The sequence below is a fragment of the Vibrio sp. 10N.286.52.C3 genome, assembly GCF_041468865.1.
GTDB classification, from domain to species: Bacteria; Pseudomonadota; Gammaproteobacteria; order Enterobacterales; family Vibrionaceae; genus Vibrio; species Vibrio crassostreae_C.
Genome location: NZ_JBFRJM010000016.1, coordinates 38,157 through 58,180, shown reverse-complemented (window position 1 = coordinate 58,180; position 20,024 = coordinate 38,157). Strand labels below are relative to the sequence as shown.

15 protein-coding genes and 1 pseudogene are annotated in these 20,024 nt (G+C 44.3%); 9 read left to right on the top strand and 7 right to left on the bottom strand.

Annotated features, from left to right (window positions below):
- Positions 1-90: 90 nt before the first annotated feature.
- Together AB4138_RS06730 and deoD are read right to left on the bottom strand one after the other, a co-directional pair.
- Positions 91-1,560, bottom strand: coding sequence for a lactate dehydrogenase (locus tag AB4138_RS06730; RefSeq protein ID WP_048610586.1), 1,470 nt, complete (start codon positions 1,558-1,560; stop codon positions 91-93).
- A gap of 82 nt (positions 1,561-1,642) precedes the next feature.
- Entirely contained in the window at positions 1,643-2,353 is a 711-nt protein-coding gene (gene deoD, locus AB4138_RS06725) for a purine-nucleoside phosphorylase (protein WP_017061880.1), read from the bottom strand.
- Between the two features lie 346 nt (positions 2,354-2,699).
- On the opposite strand from deoD, the gene AB4138_RS06720 reads away from it, so the two are divergent.
- Complete coding sequence (locus tag AB4138_RS06720) at positions 2,700-3,674, top strand: L,D-transpeptidase family protein (protein WP_048609811.1); 975 nt, start codon at positions 2,700-2,702, stop codon at positions 3,672-3,674.
- Between the two features lie 176 nt (positions 3,675-3,850).
- Here the strand turns inward: AB4138_RS06720 and AB4138_RS06715 are convergent, their stop codons facing one another.
- Positions 3,851-4,117 carry an Lpp/OprI family alanine-zipper lipoprotein gene (locus tag AB4138_RS06715; protein WP_017064250.1) on the bottom strand — a complete coding sequence of 89 codons (267 nt, stop codon included), beginning with the start codon at positions 4,115-4,117 and terminating at the stop codon, positions 3,851-3,853.
- A 361-nt stretch (positions 4,118-4,478) separates the two neighbouring features.
- Between AB4138_RS06715 and AB4138_RS06710 the strand changes: the two genes are divergently transcribed.
- Positions 4,479-5,810, top strand: coding sequence for a DEAD/DEAH box helicase (locus AB4138_RS06710; protein WP_017061883.1), 1,332 nt, complete (start codon positions 4,479-4,481; stop codon positions 5,808-5,810).
- Positions 5,811-5,925: 115 nt separating this feature from the next.
- Here AB4138_RS06710 and AB4138_RS06705 read toward each other — a convergent pair whose 3' ends face one another.
- Positions 5,926-7,173, bottom strand: a complete 1,248-nt coding sequence (locus AB4138_RS06705) for an SGNH/GDSL hydrolase family protein (RefSeq protein WP_372305464.1) — start codon at positions 7,171-7,173, stop codon at positions 5,926-5,928.
- Positions 7,174-7,647: 474 nt separating this feature from the next.
- Between AB4138_RS06705 and AB4138_RS06700 the strand changes: the two genes are divergently transcribed.
- Both AB4138_RS06700 and AB4138_RS06695 read left to right on the top strand, forming a co-directional pair.
- A complete protein-coding gene (locus AB4138_RS06700) occupies positions 7,648-8,589 on the top strand; it encodes a triacylglycerol lipase (protein WP_050547032.1) in 942 nt (313 codons plus the stop codon).
- Between the two features lie 38 nt (positions 8,590-8,627).
- Complete coding sequence (locus AB4138_RS06695; RefSeq protein ID WP_017060037.1) at positions 8,628-9,515, top strand: lipase secretion chaperone; 888 nt, start codon at positions 8,628-8,630, stop codon at positions 9,513-9,515.
- A 107-nt stretch (positions 9,516-9,622) separates the two neighbouring features.
- Here the strand turns inward: AB4138_RS06695 and AB4138_RS06690 are convergent, their stop codons facing one another.
- Positions 9,623-11,266: a methyl-accepting chemotaxis protein gene (locus AB4138_RS06690; protein ID WP_372305407.1), complete on the bottom strand. Its 1,644-nt coding sequence runs from the start codon at positions 11,264-11,266 to the stop codon at positions 9,623-9,625.
- Positions 11,267-11,746: 480 nt separating this feature from the next.
- On the opposite strand from AB4138_RS06690, the gene AB4138_RS06685 reads away from it, so the two are divergent.
- The 5 genes from AB4138_RS06685 (at position 11,747) to AB4138_RS06665 (ending at position 17,809) form a co-directional block, all read left to right on the top strand.
- Positions 11,747-12,568: a phosphate ABC transporter substrate-binding protein gene (locus AB4138_RS06685; RefSeq protein ID WP_372305404.1), complete on the top strand. Its 822-nt coding sequence runs from the start codon at positions 11,747-11,749 to the stop codon at positions 12,566-12,568.
- Positions 12,569-12,679: 111 nt separating this feature from the next.
- Positions 12,680-13,609, top strand: a complete 930-nt coding sequence (pstC, locus tag AB4138_RS06680) for a phosphate ABC transporter permease subunit PstC (protein WP_372305401.1) — start codon at positions 12,680-12,682, stop codon at positions 13,607-13,609.
- 15 nt (positions 13,610-13,624) lie between these two features.
- Positions 13,625-14,488, top strand: a complete 864-nt coding sequence (pstA, locus tag AB4138_RS06675; RefSeq protein WP_017064256.1) for a phosphate ABC transporter permease PstA — start codon at positions 13,625-13,627, stop codon at positions 14,486-14,488.
- A 90-nt stretch (positions 14,489-14,578) separates the two neighbouring features.
- Positions 14,579-15,328 carry a phosphate ABC transporter ATP-binding protein PstB gene (gene pstB / locus AB4138_RS06670; RefSeq protein WP_004737715.1) on the top strand — a complete coding sequence of 250 codons (750 nt, stop codon included), beginning with the start codon at positions 14,579-14,581 and terminating at the stop codon, positions 15,326-15,328.
- 336 nt (positions 15,329-15,664) lie between these two features.
- Positions 15,665-17,809, top strand: a complete 2,145-nt coding sequence (locus AB4138_RS06665; protein ID WP_372305398.1) for a GGDEF domain-containing protein — start codon at positions 15,665-15,667, stop codon at positions 17,807-17,809.
- Between the two features lie 69 nt (positions 17,810-17,878).
- Here the strand turns inward: AB4138_RS06665 and AB4138_RS06660 are convergent, their stop codons facing one another.
- Both AB4138_RS06660 and AB4138_RS06655 read right to left on the bottom strand, forming a co-directional pair.
- Positions 17,879-19,558 (bottom strand): BatD family protein, encoded by a 1,680-nt coding sequence (locus AB4138_RS06660; protein WP_372305395.1) that lies wholly within the window; start codon positions 19,556-19,558, stop codon positions 17,879-17,881.
- A gap of 2 nt (positions 19,559-19,560) precedes the next feature.
- Positions 19,561-20,024: pseudogene (locus AB4138_RS06655) on the bottom strand (hypothetical protein); the annotation flags it as partial.

Genomic DNA, 20,024 nt, shown 5'->3' with positions numbered 1-20,024 from the left:
GAACATCGATCTTTTCTAATTATGGGTGTTACCTCATATTGTCGCTTTAAAATCAATGAGTTCCCGAATAATTACCTAGAGGCTTTGTTGCTATGAAAGTAGTTGCTTTAGAGTTAATGGCAGCTCCGCTACGCCTAAGCGTTGTGCTGCCGTGAGCCCTTGCTTATCTTGGTAGCACAGATTGTGCCAAGCTCTAAATATGTCGAGCAATGGAAGAATGCCCCCAGGACGAAGCTTACGTCTGGGCTCATTAATAAAGCTATCAAATAACAGCTGAAAGCGCTGTTGATAGAACTTAGTTTGTTGAATTGAGGCCGTGTTAAACCACTGTTTTGGTTCTGGATTGTTACCGGTTAGGTAGCAGATACCTTTCTGGTTATCACCCTGATTCGCAATAGCCCAACGATCTCGCCACCAACTCATGTGAACGATGTCGATCTTTTCAAAACTTTGATCGTCTTGCCAGCCAGAATCTTCTTCGACATACATAAGGTCAATATTTTGACTCTGAATGCGCGGCAAACATACGCTTAAAGCGGCAGATCTTAGTAATGGATCTTGTGGCATATAGATGGCTACATGCTTGTCTTCGTTACACATATCCAACACATGTAAGAAGTGAGCATAAGAGGTATAAGGCGGTCGAATGAGTGCACCCTTTGAAGGGTAGCTAAATGTGGTGAGGTTACCCATAGGGTCCTCAACGTTACCTCTCGCAAGAATCACTTGGTACTGCTGTTCAATGCGCTCTTTTAGTTTGTCAGAGGGCTGAGGCAGTTCGAGATTTGCTTCTGAAGAGTGCTCTTTGGATACAAATCGTGCCACATCATCATAAGGGTTATGGTCGACGTTTCCTGATGGTTCTTCATTTTGAGAGTAGTTTACGTGTTGGCAAAGTATATAGCCAGAATGCGCCTCGCCCGTCGCTATCCACACCACACCGTTGTTACTTTGTGGTTGCAGACGCTGGTAGTGAGATGCGAACTCGTAATCTTTCGCATGGTTAACCCATCGTGCATCGATCATCGCTAATTTACGACGACAACGGCTCGCGATATGGTCAACATGATCATAGAAAGTCTTTGGGTTTATCTCTAATTTTCGGCAGATTTCACGTACGGAATAGCCCATGAACAGTAAGCCCATGAGGTTCTCTTGAAATTGGAGTTTTTTGTTGGACCCAGACCATTTATCAACGAAGGTTGATTGGCAGTCTTTACATCGATAACGCTGCCTGTCGCCACTGTAGCCGAAGGCATGATAAAGATGTTTGTGGGTATGAACTGATAAGCCGAAGTTATCGCAATCATCATTACGACAAGCAGGAAGCCCGTCGCTGTGAAGTTGTCTTAGGCGATGAAGTTCGCTTAACACTTCACGATTGTTAAGTAAGGGGGGGAAAGCTCCACATTCACGACAAACCATCGCTGGACGCTTAGGGTTCGCGTGTTGCAAAACATACCGTTTTGCATCGCTCAAGCCAAAGTTGTCACACGCCAATGTTTTACAAAAGTTGAGTTGCAAACCATCCGCATCTTTTGGCAGCTTGTCGTTAGACACGATCTCCCCCTCGGGATTATTTGAGCAGCCAAGCGAGCCTGGCTGCGGGGTAACGCTTTTCAATGTATCTTTTATCAAATCGTTAGATGTTGATTGCTGTCTCTAGAGCAACTTTCATCATGTCGTTGAAAGACTTTTGACGCTCTTCAGAACTTAGTTTTTCACCACGGATGATGTGGTCAGATACTGTTAGGATAGTTAGTGCTTTAGCACCAAGGTCTGCAGCAACGCCGTAGATACCAGCCGCTTCCATATCAACACCTAGGATGCCTAGCTTTTCCATTTTTTCAAAAAGGTCAGCTTCTGGAGTGTAGAAAAGGTCTGCAGAGAATACGTTACCAACTTTAACTGGAACTTCTTGTGCACGTGCTTGGTTTACTGCTTCTTCTAGAAGACCGAAATCAGCGATAGCAGCGAAGTCGTGGTTGTTGAAACGAATACGGTTTACTTTTGAGTCAGTAGATGCACCCATGCCGATAACAACGTCCATTAGTTTAACGTCGTCACGTACTGCGCCACAGCTACCTACGCGAATTACGTTTTTCACGCCGAACTCAGCGATTAGCTCGTGTACGTAGATGCAGCATGATGGGATACCCATACCGTGGCCCATTACAGAAACTTTCTTACCTTTGTAAGTGCCTGTGTAGCCAAACATGTTGCGAACGTCACAAACTTGCTTCACGTCATCAAGGAATGTTTCTGCAATGTATTTTGCGCGAAGCGGGTCGCCCGGCATAAGTACTGTTTCTGCGAAATCACCAGCTTGAGCATTAATATGAGGTGTAGCCATGGTCGTTCTCCAAAGTTTAAACGGTAATTATAGGAACAGGATTTAATCAATTACCGATTCTGTTGAATTGAATTCGTTTTGTTGAGGCAATATTAGCGAGTTAGAACGTGGCTCCATGAGACTTTAGTCACAAAATAGGTCCGTCATTATAGTTTTATTAATATTGATAACCAAATCTGTTGAAAGCGTAAAGGCAATCGATTTTGTATGGGTTAATTGCAAGCGAATGAGAGGAAAAGGCTTACATATAAACTTGTTGCCTATCAGTTTCGAGACAACAATACGTTGTAGAGACGTTTGATCAGAGATAATCTAAACTTTGATAAAAGACAAACCAAGGATTTGTATGTCGCATTGCGCTAACTCGACGCCTTTACCGTCAATGAAAACACGACTTCACAGGGCGGTGTCGCTTGTTGTAAGAACTACTTTGCTTGCCAGCGGGATAGCTTCATCGTGGGTGTCTGCTGCAACCTTTGAATTGCCACCAACAGAAAGCCGCATTGTGGGCAGAATCCAGCAGCACGAAGTGGCGGCGGGCGAAACCTTGGCCATCATTGCCAAGCAATACGATATTGGTTTTCTCTCTTTAATGGCAGCCAACAAAGGGGTGGATCCTTTTCTCCCTGCCGAAGGCTATGTGTTAAGCATTCCAAGCCGCTTGATTCTACCTGATACTCCAAGAAAGGGGATCGTCATCAATCTTGCTGAGTTAAGGTTGTATTACTTTGAGCCTGAGAAAAATCAGGTGCATGTTTTCCCTGTCGGTATCGGTCGAGTGGGGCGCGATACTCCCGAGATGATCACCAAGATAAGCCAAAAAAGACCGAATCCAACATGGACGCCACCAAATTCAATCCGCAAAGAGTATCTTGAAAAAGGCATTGAATTACCGAGAGTGGTTCCCGCTGGGCCGGAAAATCCATTGGGTGAGTACGCTTTGAGGCTTGCTTATGGCGCTGGCGACTATTTGATCCATGGTACTAACAAAGACTTCGGAATAGGTTTACGAGTTAGCTCTGGTTGTATCCGAATGGAACCTAAAGATATTGAGTGGTTATTTGAGCAAGTGAACCGTGGTGAACAGGTCACTATTATCAATGAGCCGATTAAGGTGTCGTTAGAGCCAGATAGAAGTGTGTTTGTTGAAGCGCACGAACCATTAACTCGAAGTGACGGCTCAAAGAAATCATTACAGATCCCTGTGGAACTAAAATGGTGGCTTGAAGACGCAGAACTGCCAAATTCAAAGGCGAAAGCGGTTATCTTTGCTCAAAACGGCGTGCCTGTAGAGATAGCACCACCTGTGATTGAGTTTTAATTCGATGGCCTCTTCTGTAACAGGGGGGCTTTTCCTTTTTCTACTCGCATTAGTACCTTCTACTCGAATTAGTATCGCCCCAAAAAAAGCACCACATTCGTTAAGAAGTGGTGCTGTCTATATACTGCTTTTTGCGACTTATTTAATCTACAGCTTAATCGCGATTAGATCTCAAACTACTTAGTGTAAGACTCAGCGATGTTATCGATACGGTCGTTAGCACGATCCGCTTCTTCTTTCGCTGCCATAGCGGCTGCTTCTGCTTCTTGAGCCTTCATTTCTGCGGCTGCTTTGTCACTCTTAAGTGCTTCAACTTCGCTTGTAAGCTGAGCCACTTGGTTAGTTAGTTGATCCATTTCTGACACTGCAGCTTCTTCTGGCTCTGAAGAACAACCGGCTAGAATGAAAACTGATGCTGCAGCTGCGATTAACGTCTTATTCATAAGAACTCCTTGCTTATTTATCATCAAAAGATGCGCTATACATTCTTTATCATATAGTCGCTTCATTAATGATTGTAGCGACTAATTTTTTAACTGCAAAAACAATAACTAAAGAAATTGCTAAATTTTTGAGGTAATTAGCTAAGTATCACGTTATGTCTCATTTATGAGATGAAGGATTTAGAGACGACTTGAAGGTGTTTTTGTAGGGCCACCCCTTTGCTAGCAATGCATATAATGTTCTAGCTAAAGATAGATAAAGGGATAAATTTACTGTGATCTCTATCCTTATAAAGTACTTTCGCGGTATCATGTCACGTTAAATTAATTTTATTCAATACCATCATGACTGGAGAGTCCTTTGCACTTTAAAGATTTAGGCTTAGATAACCGCTTACTGAAGAACTTAAAACATTACGACTTCAAGAAGGCGACAGAGATCCAATCAAAAGCGATCCCTGTTGCTATTGCTGGTAAGGATCTATTGGCTTCATCAAAAACGGGATCAGGAAAAACATTGGCGTTTGTGTTGCCAATGATACATAAAGCATTAAAAACAAAAGCGTTTTCTGCTAAAGATCCTCGTGGTGTAATTTTGGCTCCTACTCGTGAGCTAGCGAAGCAAGTTTACGGCGAACTGCGTAGCATGCTTGGTGGTCTGTCTTATGAAGCGGCGCTTATCTTAGGTGGTGAGAACTTTAACGACCAAGTTAAAGCACTGCGTAAGTACCCTCGTTTTATCGTTGCGACTCCAGGCCGTCTTGCTGACCACCTAGAACATCGTTCATTGTTCCTAGATGGTGTTGAAACGCTAATCCTTGATGAAGCGGACCGTATGCTTGATCTGGGTTTCGCTCCAGAACTTCGTCGCATTGCCAATGCAGCTAAACACCGTCGTCGTCAAACGTTGATGTTCTCTGCAACGTTAGATCACGCTGAAGTAAATGGCATTGCAAATGAAATGCTAGACGCACCTAAGCGTATCTCTGTTGGTGTTTCTAACGAGCAACACTTAGATATCACACAGAAATTCTACTTATGTGATCACCTAGATCACAAAGAAGCGATTTTAGACCGTGTACTGGAAGAAGCTGAATACCGTCAGGTAATGATCTTCACAGCAACACGCGCTGATACTGACCGTTTAACAGATAAGTTGAACGAGAAGAAGCTTAAAGCGGTAGCACTGAGTGGTAACCTAAACCAAACGCAACGTAATGCTATTATGAGCCAGTTCGAGCGTGCGGTTTACAAGATCTTGGTAACTACCGATGTTGCTTCACGTGGTATTGATATTCCAAACGTGAGCCACGTTATCAACTTTGATATGCCTAAGCATACGGAAGAGTACGTGCACCGTGTAGGTCGTACTGGCCGTGCGGGTAACAAAGGCGATGCGATTTCTTTGGTTGGTCCAAAAGACTGGGACAGCTTCAAGCGTGTTGAACTTTACCTTCAACAAGATTTGACCTTCTCTGTACTTGAAGGCCTAAAAGGTAAATTCAAAGGCATTAAGCCACGTAAACCTGCGTTTGCTAAAGGCGGTCCTGCTAAGAAGAAGACCAACACTCAAGCGAAGAAAACGCCGAAGAAACCAGTTAAGCGCGATAAGAGCTTCCACCAAAATGTGGCCGTGGGTGATACCGTGTTTATCCCTAAGAAGAAAGTCGCACCAAAAGTGGACGACGAGTAATCACCAGCCAGTTTTAAAGCGTTTGCTAGTAAAACTGACATAAATAAAAACCGCCAATATTAGGCGGTTTTTTTGTATCTCGACCTTGGCTCAGCCATTACTTTTCGATATTTAGTTAGAAATTGAACGTCGAGAACGAATACGCCAAGATGTGGTCGGCAATGTATTTATGAGTAGCTGTAGTTGGGTGTGTCACGCCCCAAAATACATAACTGTCTGAACCATAGGTGGCACAGTCATTGGTTAAGCTGTGGCTTCGCAAGTAGTCCGCGGCTGAGCTTCGATTGATATTAAGACAAGCATCACTCGCGTTTCGAAAGCCATGTTGTTCTGGGTTATCGGTAATGCTGGCGAACAACGCACTTGCATCGAACAACACCACGTTTTTCCCCATACCTTGGTAATACTCGGCTTGAGCTTTGATGAACTGGTTGAATTCTAAGATCTTGCCACGAACTTTTATTATCTCTTGTTCGGTAGAGTATTTGAATTGAGGGGCTTTGGTTGCATCGGGTAAGGTGAACAGCAGGATATTGTTCGCACCAGATTCTGTTAAGCGGATCAGCGCGCTGCTAAAGTCAGCCTTTACATCGGCGACTTCTCGGTTGTAATTCATGAAGTCATTGAGGCCAAACTCTAAAGTAAACAGTGAGTTTTCCGGACGATAGTTTTTGGCGACTTTCATGTAGGTCAGATAAGAGGTGACTTGATCATAAACACCAGTCAATGCCACGTATTGGTTGGTACCTGCGGCGCCACCCACAGCCCAGTTATACAGAGGGACATCTTTCGCTTTTGCTAAATACTCCGTCCAGACTAAACCATTCGAAAAGTGCCCTAAAAACCACGAATCTGCGTTCGGAAAAACCCATTGTGAGCCATTAAATAGATTACCAGTGTCGGACAGGCTATCACCAAAGGTGACAATACGATTGATGCTACTGGCTTGAAAAGCGTTGTCGTTGGTCCAGATTGAGTGGTTGTAAGAGAAGCGATTATCTGCGGCAAAGTAGGTGATGTCAGCGGCGTCATGTTGGATGTCGAGCGTCTGTTCGCAACGTTGTTTAATTTCCGATTGCGGGGCATCGCTGTAGAACATGTTTTTGAATGAAACGGAAGACCACCAATATCCGTTGATCGTGTAGTAGTCCCCGTTTTCTTTTTTCGCCCATTTCCAATCGGTAGCGGCTGAGTCATGAGAGGCATCTGTGCGATACCAACATCGGACGTAAGAGTAGGTTTCTGAATCTTGTGTGCTGAGTACTTGTGCAGATGTAATCGATTCAGGTGTTGGTATTGAGTCTTCAGCGGCATAAGCGCCAAAAGGCAGGGCTAACGTGAGTATTAAAGCCGTATTTTTCATCACTGTATTCTCTTTTATATTTAGATGAGCCAAACAGAAACGCTGTTGCTTGATAAGTGGATAAGTGGATAAGTAAATAACTGGTACGACCTATATCTAAAATCAATAATTAGCGTCAATATATTCAGGGTTGTGGTGTGTCGTTAATGGAATAAGCATCAAGTTATCAACGAGTTTTGGTTGAAAAATACCTGTTTCCAAACGGTTATTTGTCGAATAATTTTGGTTTATTGAGAATGTTGAATTGATATTTGAGTCGGGATATTGAAAGAACAATCTCATCAACCTTAGTTAAATGTTAATTTAATCAATTGCTTATGTTTTGTTCTCCTGATTCTGTTTGCCTGATGTTCATCGCACCTGTTTAATTCAAGTTCGCCATCACAAATATGAAGTCGTTACTTTCTGTTTTATAAAATCATCATCTACGGTTCTTTTACTCATCAGAGGTCTAATCTGTTTAAGGAAAGAGCATTGAAAAAGATATTAATTTGGACGATAGCCTGCCTATCCAGTTTTGGCGTATATGCCGGAACGAGCGCATCAGCATTAGAAGCCAGCGGATACACTGAAACGAAATACCCGATTATGTTGGTACATGGTCTGTTTGGTTTCGATACATTAGCGGGCGTTGACTATTTCTATGGCGTACCTGAATCCCTAACCAAAGATGGCGCGAACGTATATGTCGCTCAGGTCTCTGCAACCAACAGTTCAGAGGTCCGTGGTGAACAGTTACTCAGCCAAGTTGAAACGCTGTTAGCTGCAACAGGAGCAAGTAAGGTGAATCTGGTTGGTCATAGCCACGGTGGGCCTACGGCTCGTTATGTTGCGTCAGTTCGACCTGATCTTGTTGCTTCAGTGACCAGTATTGGCGGTGTGCATAAAGGTTCTAAGGTCGCTGATCTCGTTCGAGGGAACGTATCTGAAGGCTCTGTCACAGAAGGTATCGCGGTTAAATTAGCAGGTGGATTAACGACACTGATTAACCTTTTATCTGGTGGAACGGATCTCGACCAAGACGGCCTCGCTTCTCTTGAAGCATTGACCACAGAAGGCTCGCTAGCCTTCAACCAGTTTTACCCTGAGGGCGTTCCGACGTCTGAGTGTGGCGATGGTGAGTGGCAAGCAAGTAACGGCGTTTATTACTATTCATGGACAGGGTCTTCCACTTTTACCAACCTTCTTGATCCTACCGACGGAGCGATGACAATCCTAGGCTTAGCCTTCAACGAACCTAATGATGGCTTAGTAGGAGCATGCAGCGCGCATTTGGGCAAAGTGATTGGTGATGATTACAAAATGAACCACCTAGATGAGATTAATGGGTTATTGGGAATTCACCACTTGTTTGAGACAGATCCTGTAACTCTATATCGTCAGCATGCCAATCGATTGAAGTTGGCTGGCTTGTAGTCTGCAAAGCCGTTTAACAAGAAAACAAGGGAAGTATGATGAAAAAGACCGCCATTTTGTCGATAACCACGATAGCCCTGATGAGCACAGCGGCGGTCTTTTTATATCTAAATAATCAAGATACACATACTGACGACGAACAACGCGTCTCCTCATTGAAAGTCACCTCTCAGCAAGATACCGACATCGATAACGCATCAGCAAAAGACATGATGGAATATTTCGTGTCAGGTAATGCAGAATTAACCCTTGAAGATATTCGAGACAACGTGGCGAAACACCACGAACAAGCATCAACAACCGTGGTTGATGAAGCACTGTTTGCCAAATATCTTGAGTATAAGTCGGCACTGACATCGTTGGACGTGCAGTTCGGTACCACATCCATTTCCGCTGATGATCTACGTGCACTCAATCAAGCGCTCCTTGACCTCCAAGCTCAGTTTTTCAGTGAGAGCGAGATAAGTATTCTGTTTACGCACGACAACAGAATGAGAGAAATCGCCTTAGAAAAGTTACTTCTGAAACAGGAGGGATTAGAGGATGAAGAATACCAACAAAGACTCGAATCCTATCTATCTGAGCAACCTGATTATGTTCAGTCGAGTCACCAGAATCAGGTGTTACTCCAACAGCTCTCTAGCTCTGAAGGTCTCGATGAACAGGGTAAATACTTAAAGAGAAGCGAACTTGTCGGTGAAGAAGCAACCCAGAGACTTGAAGCACTTGATAAACAAAGAGCGGCCTTTGAAGACTCGTTAGAGGTCTACTTCGCAGAACGAAATGATGTCTTGAAAGATTCATTCCTATCAAAAACCGAACAACAAGAGAAGATTGCGCAACTTAGGACTGAACATTTCCTACCAGAACAGCTTAGAAGGGTAGAAGCGATTGAAAGAATTCGAGCGGCTGAATCTCGCCAGTAGTGTCTAAAAGCGAAAAACCAGCCATGATGGCTGGCTTTTTGTTTATCGGCGAGTTCTAAAGAGCATACAGCCTGAATCTGTTTGCCTTGAACTTCGTACCTTGAAGCCTATACCTTAAAGTAATCCAACTGCTGCTTCTGTTGTTCTGCTAGGTTAGAAAGCTCGTGGCTTGCTGCAGCGGCTTGAGTAATGCCGGTAACGTTTTGGCTTACTAGGCTGTAGATGTTTGAGATGTTACGGTTGATGTCTGAGGTTACTTGGCTTTGCTCTTCGGCGGCAGAGGCAACCTGAGTGTTAATCTCAGTCATGTCCGTTACCGAGTTAGCAATGCCTGAAAGCGCCGCGCTTACTTCACCTGCAAGAGTTTGGTTGTGTTCCAGCATAGATAATGAGCTGCTCATGCTTTCATTCGCGTTACCGGATTGAACCTGCAAACCTTCTATGATGGTTTGGATCTCTTTGGTTGAATCTTGTGTACGTGCCGCTAGCATTCGAACTTCATCAGCAACCACTGCGAAACCACGACCGCTTTCACCTGCACGAGCGGCTTCGATTGCTGCGTTAAGCGCCAGCAGGTTAGTTTGTTCAGAGATACTTTGAATTACCTCAATCACTTTACCAATCTGTTCAGAGTGCTCTTTTAGCGTGCCCACAACATTTGCAGCTTCGCTTAGCTGAATCGCCATCTGTTCGTTAGCTTTGTTGCTTTCATTAAACAAGCTCATGCTGTGTGTCGCCATTTCGTCAGCTTGCTTAGACGCTGAGTCGGCTTGTACTGCGTTCTCATTAACGTGTGCTGCTGTGCTTTCCAATTGGTTCACAGCAGAAGCAACTTGCTCCACCTCTTGCTTCTCTTGGTCTGAGTTAACGCTGGACTGTGTCATTACAGCCGCTAGCTCTGTCGACGCTGAAGCCACTTCGATACTGATTCGAGACAGCGAGCTTACCGTGTCACGCAGCTGTTCAACAGACTGGTTTACGTCTTGCGCTAGGCGTGAGATTTCGTTGTCGCCATACTCTTCTGCTTTAACTAACAAGTTACCTTTTGCTACTTCCCGCATCGTTTCTTGAATGTTGCTGATCGGCTTAACAATGATACCAGCCAGCGTCCAACTGATAATTAGAGCTACAGACAGGATCACCAACAGTGCAATGGTCGCAGTAGTCAGCGTGCTAGCGTGTTGCTGGCCGTTGATGTCGACCTCTTGAGTGGCAAGCAAGTTCAGCTTTTTAGACAGAGTATTGATCGCTTGCACCATGTCATTACCCGCGTGTCGGTATTGGTCGATTGCGATCTGGTAGCGGTTTTCAAAATCTGAAGAGAGTGATGTATCGCCGTGTTTCGCTCTTAATAGAGGAAGCATGGTGGTGCGAGAAAAATCGACATAGTGATTCATCGCTTTGTTCATCGCGGCCACTTCATCTTGCATGCCTGGCACTGTGTCTAATGAATTCAGTAGGCGAGTATTCTGATCGCGTTTTTGGTTTAGTGTTTCAACCAATGTTTTTACGTCATCAGCATTGAATAGACTGTAAATCGCTTTGATGCGCATGCCATAGCTGTTGTCGACGATTTCGCTAAGTTCTTCTTTATGTAAGATTAACTGGTCGGTTGCTACTGACACATCTTTGAATGCACTTTCTAGTTTTTCACCACCGATAATGACACCGGCTAAAAGTAAGACAACGGAAAATAGTACGGGTATAAGAATTTGTATTTTGATTGATAAGCCACTGAGAAGTTGGCGCATGTAATGTCCTTCTTTGAATAAAATAAAAAGATGAGAATTATTATTATTAGAATTAGTTGGCGATTCTAACTAATGAGACTGACAATTCAATCAGTAAAGGCTTTGATTTCGTTATATGCGATAGGTATTTGATATAGATGGTTGTTTATTGTTCTAAATGGCGATAAAGGTGGATCTTTTTATCCATCGTGTTAGGGCTACTTGATTGATAAATAGAGAAATATATTGGTTAGTGTTCGATATAAATAGGGAAGGAAATCTAGCTTTTTGGTGCTCAAACGATGGTGAGACCTGCATTCACTAACTGCATCTGATGGGTGCGCGACTATCAATTCATCGAGTAGGAGAGAAATTAGCCATTAATTTGTAGTTGTCATATAGGCTTCAATTAAGTGAAACACAACTGTCACATTCGGATTCTAAAGTAGGCCTCGTTCAAGCAAAACATTACGGCAATAACGCCACTAAAGGAAATTTGTGATGAAAAAGACAGTTATCGGTGCAATCGCACTACTAGGCGCTCTAACAGTGAATACAGCTTCAGCTAAAGAAACTATCTCTGTAGTTGGCTCTAACAGTGCTTCTCCACTGGTTGAAGTTTTTGCAGAAACCTACATGAATAAAGGCGAGCCAGTGTTCATCGAAATTCAAGCACCAGGTTCTTCTGCAGGCATCAAAGCAGCAAAAAATGGAAGTGCTGACCTTGGTATCTCTTCTCGTGACCTAAAAGAAGAAGAAAAATCAGCTGACCTGAAAGAGCTAGTTATCGCTCGTGACGGGATCGCAGTTGTTGTAAACCCAAATAACGAAGTATCTGCTCTTACAGCTGAGCAAATCACTTCAATCTACAAAGGCGACATCACTAACTGGAAAGATGTCGGCGGCGCTGATAAACCAATCGTAGCAATCACTCGTGATACTGCATCAGGTACACGTGGTGCATTCGAAGACATCATGAAGCTTAAGAAGAAGATTGGCGATAAGAAAGTATCGGCTATCTCTCAACGTGCACAAGTTGCAAACGGTAACGGCGCACTTAAAGTTTCTGTAGCAAGCAACCCATACGCTATCGGCTTTATCTCTCTAGGTACAGTTGACGAATCTGTTCAAGCTCTAACTATCGACGGCGCTGCTGCGACTGTAGACAACGTTAAGAACGGTTCTTACAAAGTTGCTCGTCCATTCCTAGTTCTTTACAAAGCAGGCGCTCCAACAGCTGAAACTCAACAATTCCTAGATTGGATGGTTGCAGATGAAGCTCAAGCTATCGCTGGTAAGAAAGGCTACATCACAGTTAACTAATCTTAACTGACTCAATCTTAATTATTGCTCAGCCTGCTTTAGGCTGAGCCTTTTCTTTCAACTTTGTTTATTTCGAGCTCTTATTGAGCCACAAAGTTTGAGATTTTATATATGACCATCGCAAATAATGAAAAGCTTATGAATACTGAAGCGACTCAAATCAACAAGCCAAGTCTACGTGCTAAGAAGCGCATCGACTGGAGAGAAAGAATCTTCCACGGCTTGTTCTTATCGAGTGCTGTAATCGGCATCGTATCACTAGCCGTTATCGCTTACTTTATCGTTGCAGAGAGTATCCCTGCATTCCAAGAGGCCGGTGTTTCTGGCGTCGTTCTGGGTGTTGACTGGTTACCTCCAGCTCTATTCGGTGTTGCAACCATGATTGTTGCATCGATTGTTTCGACACTTGGAGCTGTAGTTGTTGGTGTGCCAGTTGGTGTATTAACCGCTATTTTTATTGCTGAGATTGCTCCAAAGCGTCTTGCAGATATTATTCGACCAGCAGTTGAGCTTCTAGCGGGTATCCCGTCGGTAGTTTACGGCTTCTTCGGTCTAGTAATTATCGTTCCAATGATTCAAAACGTTTTCCAAGTACCAGCGGGTAACACTATCCTGGCGGGTATCATTGTTCTGGGTATCATGATTCTTCCTACCGTTATCACGGTTTCTGAAACTTCGATTCGTGCGGTACCTCGTACATACAAAGAAGGTTCACTTGCACTGGGTGCTTCGAAAATCTACACGATTTTTAAGCTACTCGTTCCTGCTGCACGTTCAGGCATTATGACTGGTGTGATTTTGGGTATCGGCCGCGCACTTGGCGAAACGATGGCAATCATCATGGTTATGGGTAACGCGCCAGCAATGCCAGAAGGCATTTTGGACTCTGCTCGTACGCTAACAGCAAACATTGCAATTGAAATGTCTTACGCAAGTGGCGTTCACGCTAACGCACTGTACGCAACAGGTGTTGTACTTCTAGTGTTCATCATGATGTTAAATGGTGCTCTACTTTATCTTAACCGTGAAAAAGCGAAGTAGGCGAGGATAAGTAATATGGATCGCGTAAAACTAAAACAAGCACGTCAAACCAAAGATAACATCCTAAAAGGTTTTATCTGGGCAGCTGCAGCTGTAACCGTTGGTTTCTTATTCTGGATTATTTGGTACATCCTATCGAACGGTCTGCAATACGTAGATTGGAACTTCATCACTGACGATTACACTCGTACTGGTGAAGAACGTGGTATTTTCCCAATGATCATTGCCACGATCTACATGGTAATCGCATCGATTGCGGTAGCCGCGCCACTGGGCATCATGACGGCGATATACTTAACTGAATATGCGAAAGTAGGTAGCCGATTGGTGAAAGTGATTCGATTCTGTACTGAGTCGTTAGCTGGTATCCCATCGATCATCTTTGGTCTGTTCGGTATGACCTTCTTTGTTTCGATTCTTGGTCTTGGCTTCTCGATTCTGTCGGGTGCACTAACGCTAAGTATCCTGATTCTTCCTGTAATCATTCGTACTACAGAAGAAGCATTGATGGCAGTGCCACAAACTTACCGCGAAGGCTCATACGGCCTTGGCGCTTCAAAAATCTACACTATCTGGCGTTTGATCTTACCAAGCGCAATGCCAGGTATCTTAACTTCGGTCATTCTTAGTATTGGTCGTGTAATTGGCGAATCAGCACCTGTATTTTTAACAGCAGGTATGGTGGCACGTGTTCCTGAGTCGGTATTCGATTCTGGCCGTACACTAACGGTTCACCTATATAAGCTGACAACAGAGCTATTTACTATCGATGAGTGGAACCAAGCCTACGGCACGGCGACAGTCCTAATCGTACTGGTTCTCTTGATCAACATGGTTACAAAACTGATTGCGAGACGCTTCAACACGGCAACTTACTAAGCTCATTAGCTGGCTCATAAATAAAGCGAGCCCCCGTGATAAAGAAAGCATCAAGTTAGACACGAATTTAAGAATTTAGAGATTACGAACATGAATAAATTTGATATTGAGAACCTAGATCTGTTTTACGGCGACAACCAAGCGCTTAAATCTATCAACCTGCCAATTCCAACTCGCCAGGTTACTGCTCTGATTGGCCCGTCTGGCTGTGGTAAATCAACACTATTGCGTTGTTTGAACCGCATGAATGACCTAATTGAAGGCGTTACGATTAAGGGTAAGCTGGATATGGATGGCACTGACATCTACGGTAATATCGATGTCGCTGACCTACGTATCCGCGTAGGCATGGTATTCCAAAAGCCAAACCCGTTCCCAATGAGCATCTACGAGAACGTGGCATACGGCCTACGTGCTCAAGGTATCAAAGACAAAAAACACATCGATGAAGTGGTTGAGCGCTCGCTACGCAGTGCTGCACTGTGGGATGAAGTAAAAGACCGTCTTAAAGCGCATGCATTTGGTCTGTCTGGTGGTCAACAACAGCGTCTATGTATCGCACGTACCATTGCAATGGAACCAGATGTAATCCTGATGGATGAACCTACATCGGCTCTTGACCCAATCGCGACGCACAAGATTGAAGAATTGATGGAAGACCTGAAGAAAGACTTCACTATCGTTATCGTAACGCACTCAATGCAGCAAGCGCGTCGTATCTCAGACCGTACTGCTTTCTTCCTAATGGGAGAGCTTGTAGAGCACAACGAAACGAGTGTTATCTTCAGCGAACCAAAAGATGATCGTACTAAAGGTTACGTAAACGGTGACTTTGGTTAATTGATTATTTAAGTGCTGTGTTTGGCCTATTAGCAAAACCAGCACGCTAACTGATACGCAGGTTAGATAATCGAATAGATCGACAGAATTATCACTATAACTATAAGCGATGGAAGTTTTGCCCCACTTTATGTGGGGCTTTTTTATGCCTTTAAAAAAGCCTCAATGTCGATGAAAATTTGGGCAGGAAATCCCATTTTTGTAGTCCTTCTCATGCTTGTGATAATGTAAAAAGTGAAATTGCGACCCGCTTAACATCTCATTTTTAGTTACATTGATTGCATATCAAGGCTTCTGTATTTTTGCTGTATTCTCAATAGCCAATGGACGGAAGCTGTGCCTGTAAAAGCCTTTGCAAAACAAATATCTGCTACGCGCGATCACCGTTTATTGGCAGAGTCTCTTTTTGAGTACTTGGCTAAAATGCTTGCTCCAAAAGGGATAGGGATATTTGCTGAGCCGATACCGGAAAGCGATTCGTTGCCGCTGTTTTGTCATGGCGAATTAACCTCTCTTGAGTATTACCCCTCTACATTTTGGCCTTGGGTTTCACAGTTTGATACCGCAGACGGGGTTTTGCCAATGGCTATCAACACCTGCAAGTGGGAACACATGAAAGTGCTTGGTGGGGAGTCGTTTATCATGATGCTCGACAACGCACCTGCCTCCAGAACTTATTTAATTGTTCAAAATTGCAATGCTGAGAAGGTTAATCAAACCTTTGACCAAGATCTTGATGTGTTACAGCTCGCGGCTGCCCGTTGGCAATGTATTCGTGCCGAAAAGAACGCGGCGCTAGAAATCAAACACAGAGACACACGTGAAGCTCAATACTTAGATGAGATAAAGTTACGTGAGCTGTTTGTAGAGAACATGAAGCTGGTTCATCAGGTCGCGCTTGAGCTTTCTAACCCTGAGTCACTCGATGCTTTGTATAAAGCATCGGTTGAGGCTGTGCGAGACAGGTTAGGGTTTGATCGTGCGATCTTCATGTTGCTTGATATGAAAAAGCGTTGTTTCAGCGGCACTTATGGCACTGACGAAGCGGGTAAAACCAACAGTGAACACCACACTCAATACGATTTGCACCAACTTGAAGCGGAATACATTGAAGCGCTGTCTGATAACCATACTAATCTAGTCATCATCGATAATGCGCCCCTGTATACAGAAGGTAAGGTGGTCGGGCAGGGGTGGAATGGCATGCTTATCTTGCGTGAAGGCGACAAACCTGTCGGCTGGATCGCCATGGATAACTACATTCATCGCTCACCGATTACTAACTATCAAAAGCAGATGCTTGAGTCTTTTGGCTCTTTGCTTTCTCAAATCTATATTCGCAAGCGCCAAGAGCAGAACATACGTATGTTGCACTCGAGTATGGTTGAGCTGTCTCGATGCGATAGCGTCAGTGAAGTCTGTAAGTCCGCGGTTAGTTTTGCGATTCAACATCTAGGTATCGATCGACTGGCTGTTTTCCTAACAGACAAAAAGTGCAGTTACATGCAAGGTACTTGGGGCACTGACATCAAAGGCGATATTGTCGATGAGTCCTATTATCGCTCTGAGCTGGTGGAACGTGACATTGTAGCCGCAGCTCGTGCTTGCCCTAATCAAGTTGCCTTTGAAGAATCAGTTCCTATCTATCACGATTTCAATATTGTGGGAGTCGGTTGGACGGCAATGACCATGCTCACCACCAATACGGGTGAGCCGATTGCGTTTATCGCTGCTGATAACCTATTAACTCGCAGTCCTTTAACCTCACAGCTTCGCGAAGTAATTCGTATCTTTGCCTCTAGCCTCGCAGAGGTGTTGCAAAGAACCATGGCGCAAGAGGAACTGAAAAAGCTCAATGAAACATTGGAGCAAGAAGTCAGTAAGCGTACCCAAGAGCTAGAGTTGGCGAATGAGCAATTGGATATCATTTCTAAATTAGACCCACTGACGCACCTTGGAAACCGCCGTATGTTGTCGCAGGTTCTAGAAGACTTGAACGGTGACGATCAAGGTGCCTTTGCCTTACAGAACGAAATTACATTTGGCTTGATTCTTGTCGACCTCGACCACTTTGGTTTGTACAACAGTGTCTATGGTCATACTGAAGGGGATGCGGCTCTGAGGACGGTAGGTGAGATACTGAATGCCCATGTTCACAATGATAAAGAAACCTTCTGCCGGATTGGCGGAGAGGAGTTTATGTTGTTGATGATCGGCACCCATCACTCTGAGACCAAGCGGCGAGCAGAGTCGATCAGAAAATGCATTGAAGAGGCGAAGATCCTCCATTGTGAAAGCAGTACTAGTCAGTATTTAACTGCGTCTGTCGGGTATGCATCGATAACTTCTGATCAGCATCAGTTCGATTTTGATTTGTTGTATGGCAAGGCAGATAAAGCCTTGTATCAAGCCAAAGACTCGGGGCGAAATCGAATTGTTTCTGCCTTAAAACGTAAAAAAGTCACAGCCTCTCTTTCTTAAAATAAAGGCCGTTGATCTCAAGATGATCAACGGCCTTTGTGTTTTACTGTTCTTGATGAACAGCGTCGACTAAAGATTTTCTAGCGAACTATTATGCTTTTTACTCGCAACTCTCTTGGGCTTCTTCACCGTTTTGATTGCCAGCTCAGGGCTCCATGTTTGGGCTGGTGAACCGGCTTCACCATAAAGGCTTTGGTTTAGCTTGGTGAGTTCGGCTTCAACGGTTTGTAACGTCTCATCACTTAGATCTGTATTTTCAGATTTCCATTGCTCAAATAAGGTTCTGGTCATCACGCCATCTTTCGTTCTTAGAGCTTCAATAAGCGCTTCTGCGGTATCTGATTGACGTTCAACAGTGTGTGTTGGTTTTGTCGTTACACCGCGGCGTGACCAGAAGTAGAATGCCAATGCTGAGCTGATTAGCCACAAAGCTGCAAATAGGGCGGTGAGATAAGGCCAGATCCCTGGGCTATCCACAGTAACAACCGTCGGGCTTACTTGTTGGGCGGGCGTAGCAGTAACTGGTGGAGTGCTTGACGCTGCGCGATCACTTGCTTTTACCGCTAACTCTAGCCCCTGCGCTTTGCTGGTTTGTTCTGATTGCAAATCGGTGTTAAACCAAGCTTGAGACACATCAGGAAGCGAGATGTTTCCTGCCTCTTTCGGAATCAAGACTTGCTTGTAAACAACGACAGAATCACCTGACTGAGTTGTGCCAAATTGCGGCTTCTCTTCATAAACACGTACCGAATTAGGGTAGGTGATATTCAGTTTTGGCAGCTGGTGTTGCGTTAAGTTGCTAGCCGTCATCGTGATGGTACGAGTTAACGAATCACCCGCTTCCATTTCAATGGTTTGGTTGTCGCCTTCTAAACCATTACTATTTCCCAGTTGATTGCCTTGGCTATCTGACCATTGTTGAATCAGTTTGAAGTTTGATGTTGGTAACCACTCACCTTGGTAGCCTTTTGGTACATCCTTTACGGTGACATCTAAGGTTTCAACGGGTGTGTCGAGTTGGAACAAACGTGTTGTACTAGAGTTATTGGTTGAGTAGACAACAGCTCCTGTTAGCTTCGGCCCGTTCAGCTTAAATTGACCTGCTTTTTGTGACGAGATACGGAATGACTGTTGAACTACCGTCACCTCCTTTCCATTGAGAACGTCTTGAAATTGCTTCGATTCCCCAATAGGTTCAACATCTAAGCCTGAAGAGCTCGGTGGCGCGATTTTCGGATCTTGAAGCCTTCTTGGATCCGCTTTAATGATCAGCTTTACATCAAGCTCTGCGGTCTCTTGTGGGTATAGTGAGTTCTTGCTGAGATTAAGTTGAAACTCAGCCATGTCATGTTGAGTTGGCGCCGCTTTATTAACGGCGACATTGATGGTGATAGGCTTGGTTTTAGCCCCTTCAATGTCAAAGCTAGGGATCTGTATCCGGCCTAAGCGCAGTGGAGCAAGGGTGATGTTCCACTCGCTTGACACCGAACGGCTGCCATTGACGATTCGCATCGACGAGCCAAAGCTTGGTGTACCGACATAGAAGTCCTGCTGGAGCGCTGTTAGATCTAGAGCATCAGAGGAGACCTTTTCATCGGTTGCAACTCTAAGAAGGAACACTTCATCTTTGGTGACACTGTTATGTGAAACGCTCGCCACGGCGTTTGCAGCCAATACTGAGAAGGACGAGAAAGCTCCCAACAACAATGTTAGGAGTACGGATAAAAATGGCTTGTTTAAAAATCGCATGGTTACCACTTTTTGTTCTGGTTGTTAGGAGCACTTTTTTGTCGTGCTTGTAAAATCATTTGCGCTTTAAGCAGTTGGCTCGGGTCACGGGCGCTTTCTACTTGCTCAAGTTTTCGCATGTCAGGGTCGCTCGACAGAGGTTGATCTGAGGTTTGTGCTACAGCTTGCTGACTACTTTGCTCACCATCTTCTTTTGAAGCTTGTTGTGCGCTAGCACTTTGAGGTGTAGCGCCTTCTTGGTCACTCTGTTTCGGCTGATCACTGTTACTTTGTTGCGTGGCTTGCTTGTCGTCTTGTTTAGACTTTTCAGAGTCAGAGTGATTTTCAGGTTGGCCTTGAGATGAGTTTTGGTCTTGGCTACCGCGTTGATCTTGGTTACTGCTTTGATCTTGCGACTTGCCACTGGAGCTTTGTTGTTGATCCTGAGAGCTTTGCGAAGAATCATTTTGCTGACCTTGCTGACCTT

Excerpts from the sequence above, each read along its gene's own strand:
- deoD (WP_017061880.1), bottom strand. The coding sequence starts at position 2,353 with ATGGCTACACCTCATATTAATGCTCAAGCTGGTGATTTCGCAGAAACA.
- AB4138_RS06720 (WP_048609811.1), top strand. The coding sequence starts at position 2,700 with ATGTCGCATTGCGCTAACTCGACGCCTTTACCGTCAATGAAAACACGA.
- AB4138_RS06715 (WP_017064250.1), bottom strand. The coding sequence starts at position 4,117 with ATGAATAAGACGTTAATCGCAGCTGCAGCATCAGTTTTCATTCTAGCC.
- AB4138_RS06705 (WP_372305464.1), bottom strand. The coding sequence starts at position 7,173 with ATGAAAAATACGGCTTTAATACTCACGTTAGCCCTGCCTTTTGGCGCT.
- AB4138_RS06695 (WP_017060037.1), top strand. The coding sequence starts at position 8,628 with ATGAAAAAGACCGCCATTTTGTCGATAACCACGATAGCCCTGATGAGC.
- AB4138_RS06690 (WP_372305407.1), bottom strand. The coding sequence starts at position 11,266 with ATGCGCCAACTTCTCAGTGGCTTATCAATCAAAATACAAATTCTTATA.
- AB4138_RS06685 (WP_372305404.1), top strand. The coding sequence starts at position 11,747 with ATGAAAAAGACAGTTATCGGTGCAATCGCACTACTAGGCGCTCTAACA.
- pstC (WP_372305401.1), top strand. The coding sequence starts at position 12,680 with ATGACCATCGCAAATAATGAAAAGCTTATGAATACTGAAGCGACTCAA.
- pstA (WP_017064256.1), top strand. The coding sequence starts at position 13,625 with ATGGATCGCGTAAAACTAAAACAAGCACGTCAAACCAAAGATAACATC.
- pstB (WP_004737715.1), top strand. The coding sequence starts at position 14,579 with ATGAATAAATTTGATATTGAGAACCTAGATCTGTTTTACGGCGACAAC.
- AB4138_RS06660 (WP_372305395.1), bottom strand. The coding sequence starts at position 19,558 with ATGCGATTTTTAAACAAGCCATTTTTATCCGTACTCCTAACATTGTTG.